Source organism: Pseudoalteromonas sp. S558 (genome assembly GCF_005886635.1).
GTDB lineage: Bacteria > Pseudomonadota > Gammaproteobacteria > Enterobacterales > Alteromonadaceae > Pseudoalteromonas > Pseudoalteromonas aliena.
On the sequence record NZ_PNDU01000072.1, the window covers coordinates 1 to 8,851 of the forward strand.

Sequence of the window (8,851 nt, forward strand, 5' to 3'; positions counted from 1 at the left end):
CCAGAGTTCAGGTTAAATAGCTATTGTTGGACAGGTGTCGGCGCTGCTGTAACAGCAGTTGGCTGGGTAACTGTAAAGGAATTCATCTGTACTTCAAATTGCTCTGTACCTTTTTCACCTTTCCACATACGCACTAACATGTAATCCATCTCTGGTGCAAACCATGCAATAGCTTGGCGTTTATCGTTATCGTATAAACGCTTCACTTTAATTGTATCTACGTTTCCGATTGGTAACGGAATCATCTCTTTTCCTACAACTTCAAAGTTATAGTCGCGACGATTACCTTTTTTATCAATCAGTGGGAATGAAAAACTTGTTTCACCTTTTTTTAAGCCTTCGCGTACTTGCACTTGATATGAAATAGCGTCTTGAAAATCATCTGTCCATTCGCATTCAAGTGGGTATTCACTACTGCTGCTAGTGACTACTTTATTTTGCGTATCAAAGTCTATTTTGTAGTCTTTATCTGGGCCTGTACCGGTGCGGATCATCGAGTAATGATGCGGAGTAACCTTGCCATTTTGAAAAGTAAATTTTGATGTTTCTTCACGAGAGTCAGAGAAAATCATCCACTCAATATTACTGTGGTATGTTAACTGGTAAGTATTGTCGGCTATTTTTTTGAGCTCACGCACAGCTTCACCATGATTTTTACCTTTACGCAAAATATCATAGTTAGCATGATACTGGGTCAATTCGCCTGCAATCAGGCTAGTTGGAAGTAAAGCGCCCGCACATAATAGCAAGGCACTTATTTTTTTATTGTGGGTAGTGCGCGCCGTGTGCAGGAAGTTGTTTTTTGTCAAGAACTGCATAATCTGCTTCCATAGTAAGTCTGTGTTCACTGAACCATTTGACCACCAAAGGATAAATTATATGCTCTTGCTCATGCACGCGTTTTGCTAATGTGTCTGCTGTATCGTCCTTGAGTACAGGTATTTGCGCCTGAAGTATAACGGGACCGCCGTCTAATTCTTCAGTAACAAAATGAACACTTACGCCATGAACATCGTCTTTTGCATCAATTGCTCTTTGGTGGGTATTCAGCCCCTGATACTTAGGCAACAAAGATGGATGAATGTTCAACATTTTTCCAACATATTTTTGCACTAAGCTAGGAGTAAGAATACGCATAAACCCAGCTAATACAACTAGATTCGGCATAAAAGAATCGATAATGTTCATTAATTGCGCGTCGTACGCTTCGCGCGAGTCAAAATCTTTATGACTGAGCACCTTTGTGGCAATACCTGCTTGTTTAGCGCGCTCTAGGCCATAAGCGTCTGCTTTGTTACTAATAACAGCCGCTATATGTCCGTTTATCTCGCCACGTTCGCAGGCATCTATGATGGCTTGTAAATTAGAGCCACTACCTGAGATCAAAACTACCAGACGAGTGGGTGCCATTACTTAGCACCACCTACAATTTCAACTTGTTCTTCGCCAGCGGCTGCGTCTTGAATTTCACCAAGGTGCCAAGCGTTTTCGCCCAAGCCTTTTAACATTGTTAAGCTTTGTTCAAGTTTATCTGCAGGGACCACTAAAACCATGCCTACACCACAGTTAAATGTACGGTACATTTCATGTGTAGTAATGTTGCCGTTTTCCTGTAACCAGTTAAAAATAGGTGGCCACTGCCAGCTATCTCCTTTAACAACAGCTTTTGCCGACGCAGGCAATACGCGTGGAATGTTTTCCCAAAAACCGCCGCCAGTAATGTGCGAAAGAGCATGTACGTCAACGCTTTTAAATAACTCAAGTAAAGGCTTAACGTAAATACGCGTAGGCTCAAGTAAGGTTTCGCCTAATGTTTTACCTTCAAAGTCAGCGCTGGTATCTGCGTTTGACACTTCAAGGACTTTACGAATTAAAGAAAAACCATTTGAATGAGGGCCGCTTGACGCAAGGGCAATAAGCTGATCGCCTGCGGCTACTTTTGTGCCATCAATAATTTTTGATTTTTCTACAACGCCTGTACAAAAACCTGCCATGTCGTAGTCTTCACCATCATACATACCTGGCATTTCAGCTGTTTCGCCACCAATTAGGGCGCAACCTGAAATTTCACACCCTTTACCAATACCTGTCACTACGTCGGCTGCTGTGTCTACATCTAGCTTACCTGTTGCATAGTAATCTAGGAAAAACAGGGGTTCAGCACCTTGAACTATTAAATCGTTTACACACATCGCAACTAAATCAATACCAACCGTATCGTGCTTTTTTAAATCGATTGCTAAACGTAGTTTAGTACCTACGCCATCTGTGCCTGCAACGAGTACTGGTTGCTTATAACCTTCAGGAATTTCGCAAAGTGCGCCAAAACCACCAATTCCGCCCATCACTTCAGGACGACGCGTTTTTTTAACTACGCCTTTAATACGCTCAACAAGTGCATTACCAGCGTCGATATCTACGCCCGCGTCTTTATAGCTAAGAGACTGTTTTTGTTCGCTCACAGGTTTTCCTCAAAATAGTTGTTTTGGGTTGCTTAGAAACGCGCGTATTTTACAACAATTGCAACAGCGCGGCTAGCGCAAATATACCTTTGAAATAATTAACAAGGACACTTGTCCGCTGTTAGGTTGTTAATTACACAAAAAAGCACCCGTAGGTGCTCTTAACGTTTTACGCTTTGGCCGTTAATATGGCTCTAAGCGGAGCAGGGTAACCCTCAATGGTTTTGCTGGTATCGTTTGGATCTAAAAAATCGATTAATGACTCGTTTTCCATCCAATCGGTTTTACGTTGTTCATCTAAAGTAGTAATAGCGCAATCTTTTATTTGCACATCTTTAAAGCCAACACGTTCCATCCATAACTTTAGTGCTGCAGTACTTGGAATAAACCACACATTGCGCATTTTAGCGTAACGATCGGTAGGGACTAATACTGTGTTTTCGTCGCCTTCAATTACCAACGTTTCAAGTACAAGTTCACCGCCTGGGCGAAGCTGCGCTTTTAGCTGCGCCAAAAAGTCGATAGGTGAGCGACGATGATAAAGTACGCCCATCGAAAAAACCGTATCAAACGCTTTAAGCTCGGGTAATGCTTCAACGCCTAGTGGCAGTAAATGCACATTTTCGTCTGGGTTGTAGTGTTTAATAGCCTGAAACTGACATAAAAATAAATCAGATGGATCAATACCCACCACAAATTTTGCACCTTCACCGCGCATACGCCATAAATGATAACCAGAGCCGCAACCAATATCTAAAACAGTGCGGCCTTTTAATGGCTCAATATGCGGTAGGAGTCTGTCCCACTTCCAATCACTGCGCCACTCTGTATTTATTTCAATACCGTGCACAGTGAATGGGCCTTTACGCCATGGCATCATACGTTTTAATAAATGCAGTGCTTGTTTTTGTTCACCTTCACTTATTTCGCCAGCAGCGCCAATTTCTACCTTAGTAGAAATATCAACATGGCGTGTTGAAACCTCAGGCAAGTTTTTAAGCACTTTTTGCCATTTAGGTAAATCGCCGTGGCTTGCCTCTAACTGCCAATGCTTTAATTGCGCAGGTAAGGTTTCTAACCAGTGGCTAAGTGGGCTTTGTGCAATAGATGCGTAAAATTGATTAAACCATTGAGACATTAATAACTCTCTTTATTTAATTGCTACCATTGAGCAAAAATTAAAACATTGATACCACACTTGCGTTTGGCTAAAGCCAATGTCACTTAAACGATTAACGTGAGTACTGAGTGTGTCGGGACGCATTACGTTTTCAATAGCGGTACGCTTTTGGCTTATTTCAAGCTCAGAGTAACCATTGTGACGTTTAAAGTCGTGGTGCAAATCTATTAATAAATTATCGCATTGCTCATTTTCAGCTTTAATTTTTTCGCTTAGCAGCAATACACCGCCAGGTTTTAAATTCGCGTATATTTTTTCAAGCACCGCTTGGCGCTGAGCATGTGGAATAAACTGTAATGTAAAGTTCATTGCAACAACCGATGCATTTTGAATCTCAAGCTCATTAATATCGCCTAAAGTGACAGTAACTGGCACATCAGACTTAAAACCTTGTAAATGTACTTTACAGCGTTCAACCATAGCTTGAGAGTTATCTACGGCTATTATATGGCAGTTATCGGTACGAATGTTACGGCGCATGCTAAGCGTGACGGCACCCAGTGAGCAGCCTAAATCATATAAATTAGAATTACTTTGTGCATATTGCCCAGCAAGTTTGCCCATCGTACTTACAATAGTGGCATAGCCAGGCACAGAGCGCTGGATCATATCCGGGAATACTTCGACTACATTTTGATCAAAACTAAAGTCTTTAACTTGTTGCTCAGAGGCATAAATACTGTCTTTTATGGTCACGAAAGCAGTCTCTTTAAAAATAATAGTGCTATTTTAACATTTTATACTGGATAGTCAGTGATAAATTCAGTAGCTTGACTAGAATTATGAATAATAAGTACAAAAAGAGATTATTAAATGAGTAAAAGTAAGGTTATTAGTACAGACGATATCTTAGCAACCCTGTGTCACTCGGTAACAGGTGTGCTTACATCAGCCAGCGGTAATGGCATTAGTTATTCTGCTATGGTTCAAAAAATAACACGTACTTGTATGCGACCAGACATTGGTTGTTTTGTATTGTTTGATGGTGGTTTTACCGGTCTTGTAATTACAAACTTTACCTCGCAAGCTGCGATGGAAATTTATGGCGATTACATGCGCAATATGGGTATGCCTGAAGAAGAAATAGCGCATAGCCATTTATCTGATGATGTGTCTAACGTGTTAGGTGAGTTAATGAACCAAATTGTTGGCGACTTTACTTCAAAAGTGCGCGAGCAGTTACACACCTCTATCACGCAAAATCAGCCAAAAATGATGGCAATTAACAAACAAGTTCAGATCTCGGTAGATACTACGATGGATCGCCCACAAGCCCGCCGCGTAACGTTTACCACCAGTAAGCAAAATATCTTTTATCTAGAGCTTGCTATGGATAAAACTGAGTTTATTAAACTGCATGATTTTGACATTGTAGAAGCTATAGACCCTGATGACATCATTGAGAATGAAGCAAAGCAACAAGCTGAAAAATCTAAAGCGGCTGCGTCTTCTGGACAAGATGATGACGATGACGACTTCATGGCAGGCTTAGGGCTTTAAAGCGAAACGTTTAAGCTGGTAGCTTGTAATAAATGATAAAACAAAAAGCGCGATTTTATATTGCGCTTTTCTGTTTTTGCTAGGCATCTTAGTTTCGCAATTAACTTTTTATCGCAAATTATGTAGGCTCAGTGTAAAGCATCTAGTTATAAGGGTTTGCCCCCATCGCCACTACCACACAAAAAATTCGTAAATCTAATTCTAACTGACGATAACTCGGCTCCATATGGCAGCACAGTTGGTAAAAGCTTTTGTTGTGATCTTTTTCTTTAAAGTGGGCAAGCTCATGTACCACTAACGCTTTTAGTAATGGCTCTGGGGCACGCAGCAAGTCGCTGTTTATTGCTAAATCGTGTTTGCGGGTTTTACCTTGCATACGATACGTATGTGTACCAAGTGCATTAGTGATCATGTCGCCTTGCTTTTTAAATGCCGCACGACCAAACGGTGGGGCGTTTTTTAAATACTGTTTTTTAAGCTCTGTGGCGTAGCTATAAAGTAGTTTATCGCTGGTAATAGTGTGTGCTTGCGGATACTTTTTAAGTAAGTAGTCACATACCTTGTTGTTACTTATAAGGCTTAATACTTGCTCAACAATGTTAGCTGGGTAGCCGGTAAAGTAACGTGCGTATTCACTCATTATTATTTCTCTGTCGTTTTACTTTTAAAAAAGTGCTTGCTGGTGGGCTTCTTTTTCGCCAGTAAATGGGTTTAATGCTTTGTGATTATAACCAAGGTCCTTACAAAACTGCCTTGCTAATAATGGCGCTTCTCGGTTATCTGCCGTATGAAAAAACACATAAGGTGTTTTTCCTTCATCAAGCCATTGTTTTACTTTACTTAGCCACGGTTTATAAAAGGGTTTATAGTCGTTTTGTAAATCGGCTATAACAAAGCGCGCCATGGGTTGCGTGCTTGTAGCAATGGCATGCACGGGTAAATGCGGCTTTTTTTGTTGTGCATCTATTAGCGCTTCGGTTGTTGGTTTTACGGCAAAGAGGGCGCGAGTATCCATCGATATGCGATTTATGTTGTTTGCCATTAATAACTGATTAAGCGCTATTTCGGCTTCACCTTTTTGAAAAAACGCAGTATGACGTACCTCTACACCGTAATTAACCTCTTTTGGTAATAGGCTAATAAATTGGGCGAGTTTGGGTAAGTCGTCAGGGCCAAATGCTTTAGGTAATTGCAGCATGATTTGCCCAGTTTTTTCTAAAATAGGAGTAAACAAGTTTAGCCAATCAGTAAGCTCGGTTTGCACATTAGTAAGGTGCAATTCGTGGCTAAAGCGACGATTAAACTTAAACGTAAATTTAAAATCGTCGGGAACGCTGTTTGCCCAGCGCAACACGGTGCTTGGCGATGGATCGGCGTAAAAGCTGGTATTGCCTTCAACTGAATTAAAATGCTGAGCGTATTGGCTAAGCATATCGGCGTTTTTACATTGGCTTGAAAATAAATTGCCTTTCCATGCGTTGCTCGACCACTGAGGGCATCCAATATATAACATACAAACGAGCGCCTTATTATAAAGTGGCGATAGTGTAGCAAATAACAAAACGAGCTGCTGTAAATTCAAGGGTAAAAGCCGTACACGCCCTAGCATCTTAATGTTAGTTGAGTATAATGCAGGGCTTAATTTGATTATTTTTAGATTGCTAGCGGCTTTATTTGTATTGTAGTGACCTGTTTTTTAAATCACACGCCTTAAAACAAATAACTTTAACCGTTTAAGCCTTTTATCTGACAGGAAAACTATGCGCTCTATATATTGCGGACAGCTAAATAAAACTCACGTAGATCAAGAAGTAGAACTATGTGGCTGGATCAACAAACGACGTGACCTTGGTGGACTTATCTTTGTCGATTTACGCGATAGAGAAGGTTTAGTGCAAGTTGTATTCGACTCTGACATTGAAGAGCTAATGAGTTCAGCGAACACACTTCGCCAAGAATTTTGTGTTCAGCTAAAAGGCACTGTACGTGCACGCCCAGATAGCCAAGTAAATAAAGACATGGCGACAGGCGAGATTGAAATTTTAGGTACTGAGCTTAATATTATTAACCGCTCAGAGCCATTACCGCTGGATTTTAACCAAGTAAACTCAGAAGAGCGTCGTTTAAAGTACCGTTACCTAGACTTACGTCGCCTAGAAATGAGTGACCGTATTAAATTACGTGCTAAAGCAAGCAGCTTTGTTCGTCGCTTTTTAGATGAAAACGGCTTTTTAGACATCGAAACACCTGTACTTACTAAAGCAACACCTGAAGGCGCGCGCGATTACTTAGTACCGAGCCGTGTTCATAAAGGTAGCTTTTACGCTTTACCACAGTCTCCACAGTTGTTTAAGCAATTGTTGATGATGTCGGGTTTTGACCGTTACTACCAAATTGTTAAATGTTTCCGTGATGAAGATTTACGTGCCGATCGCCAACCAGAATTTACCCAAATAGATATAGAAACCTCGTTCATGAGCTCTGATCAAGTACGTGGTATGACTGAAAAAATGGTCCGCGAAATGTGGCAAACATTGTTAGACGTTGATTTAGGCGATTTCCCAATCATGCCTTACAGCGAGGCAATGAGCTTGTACGGCTCTGATAAGCCAGATTTACGTAATCCAATGAAATTAGTTGATGTTGCAGATTTAGTGAAAGACGTAGAGTTTAATGTTTTCTCAGGTCCGGCTAACGACGAAAAAGGTCGCGTTGCTGTATTAACTGTTCCTGGTGGCGCTAAGCTCTCCCGTAAACAACTTGACGATTACACTAAGTTTATTGGTATTTACGGCGCTAAAGGCATGGCGTGGATGAAAGTAAATGACCACACTGCGGGCGCTGAGGGCGTTCAATCACCAGTGGCTAAGTTTTTAAGCGAAGACGTAATTACTAAATTGCTTGAACGTACTAATGCACAGTCTGGCGATATCATTTTATTTGGTGCTGATAAACGCAACACAGTAAATGAAGCTATGGGCGCACTGCGCGTTAAGATTGGTGTTGATTTAGAAATCACTAACCTTAATAGCTGGGCACCACTTTGGGTTGTAGACTTCCCAATGTTTGAAGAAGATGACGAAGGCACGTTGCATGCTGTGCATCATCCATTCACAGCTCCAAAAGACATTAACGCCAGTGAGCTTGAAGCAAACCCAGCTGCGGCTATTTCAGATGCCTACGATATGGTATTAAATGGCTACGAAGTAGGTGGTGGTTCGGTACGTATTCATAATGCAGATATGCAAGAAACCGCATTTAGAATTTTAGGTATTAACGAGCAAGAGCAACAAGATAAGTTTGGCTTTTTACTTGATGCACTTAAATACGGCACGCCACCACATGCTGGTTTAGCATTTGGTCTTGACCGTTTAGCTATGCTTTTATGTGGTACTGATAACATTCGTGACGTTATTGCTTTCCCTAAAACAACACAAGCGTCGTGTTTATTAACTAACGCGCCAAGTAAGCCTAACCTTGATTCGTTAGCTGAACTTGCAATTAGTGTTGTAGAAAAAGCGCCTTCTAGCGAAGAGTAATTCTGTTTAGCAAATAGCGATTAATATAAAAACCCTTGAGTGGCTTGCTTAAGGGTTTTTTTGTGCTTAAATTTAGAGGTGTTCATAATTTATACCAATCTGCTTATATATAGGGTCTATTTAACGTTAAGAAAATTACGCTAGAACTAGGCAAAAATTTTTGTATCTAT

The 8,851-nt window shown here is 40.9% G+C and carries 9 protein-coding genes; 2 read left to right on the forward strand and 7 right to left on the reverse strand.

Going from position 1 to position 8,851, the window contains the following annotated elements:
* Positions 1-20: 20 nt before the first annotated feature.
* From CWB66_RS05515 to cmoA, 5 genes are all read right to left on the reverse strand, one after another.
* Entirely contained in the window at positions 21-809 is a 789-nt protein-coding gene (locus CWB66_RS05515; protein ID WP_502705285.1) for a DUF3108 domain-containing protein, read from the reverse strand.
* Entirely contained in the window at positions 763-1,410 is a 648-nt protein-coding gene (purN, locus tag CWB66_RS05520; RefSeq protein WP_138584605.1) for a phosphoribosylglycinamide formyltransferase, read from the reverse strand. Before purN ends, CWB66_RS05515 begins: the two co-directional genes overlap by 47 nt.
* The gene (purM, locus tag CWB66_RS05525) at positions 1,410-2,462 is read right to left on the reverse strand and encodes a phosphoribosylformylglycinamidine cyclo-ligase (RefSeq protein ID WP_138584606.1); all 1,053 of its coding nucleotides are present in this window, start codon (positions 2,460-2,462) and stop codon (positions 1,410-1,412) included. The genes purN and purM overlap by 1 nt, the downstream gene beginning before the upstream one ends.
* 169 nt (positions 2,463-2,631) lie before the next feature.
* Entirely contained in the window at positions 2,632-3,600 is a 969-nt protein-coding gene (cmoB, locus tag CWB66_RS05530) for a tRNA 5-methoxyuridine(34)/uridine 5-oxyacetic acid(34) synthase CmoB (protein WP_138584607.1), read from the reverse strand.
* Between the two features lie 12 nt (positions 3,601-3,612).
* Positions 3,613-4,338: a carboxy-S-adenosyl-L-methionine synthase CmoA gene (gene cmoA, locus CWB66_RS05535; protein WP_138584608.1), complete on the reverse strand. Its 726-nt coding sequence runs from the start codon at positions 4,336-4,338 to the stop codon at positions 3,613-3,615.
* A 117-nt stretch (positions 4,339-4,455) separates the two neighbouring features.
* On the opposite strand from cmoA, the gene CWB66_RS05540 reads away from it, so the two are divergent.
* Complete coding sequence (locus CWB66_RS05540) at positions 4,456-5,142, forward strand: DUF3334 family protein (RefSeq protein WP_077537546.1); 687 nt, start codon at positions 4,456-4,458, stop codon at positions 5,140-5,142.
* Between the two features lie 142 nt (positions 5,143-5,284).
* Here the strand turns inward: CWB66_RS05540 and CWB66_RS05545 are convergent, their stop codons facing one another.
* Complete coding sequence (locus CWB66_RS05545) at positions 5,285-5,782, reverse strand: M48 metallopeptidase family protein (protein WP_138584609.1); 498 nt, start codon at positions 5,780-5,782, stop codon at positions 5,285-5,287.
* Positions 5,783-5,806: 24 nt separating this feature from the next.
* Positions 5,807-6,655 (reverse strand): DUF72 domain-containing protein, encoded by an 849-nt coding sequence (locus CWB66_RS05550; RefSeq protein WP_138584610.1) that lies wholly within the window; start codon positions 6,653-6,655, stop codon positions 5,807-5,809.
* 247 nt (positions 6,656-6,902) lie between these two features.
* Here CWB66_RS05550 and aspS point away from each other — a divergent pair, with 247 nt between their 5' ends.
* Positions 6,903-8,681 (forward strand): aspartate--tRNA ligase, encoded by a 1,779-nt coding sequence (gene aspS, locus CWB66_RS05555; protein ID WP_138584611.1) that lies wholly within the window; start codon positions 6,903-6,905, stop codon positions 8,679-8,681.
* Positions 8,682-8,851: the final 170 nt, after the last annotated feature.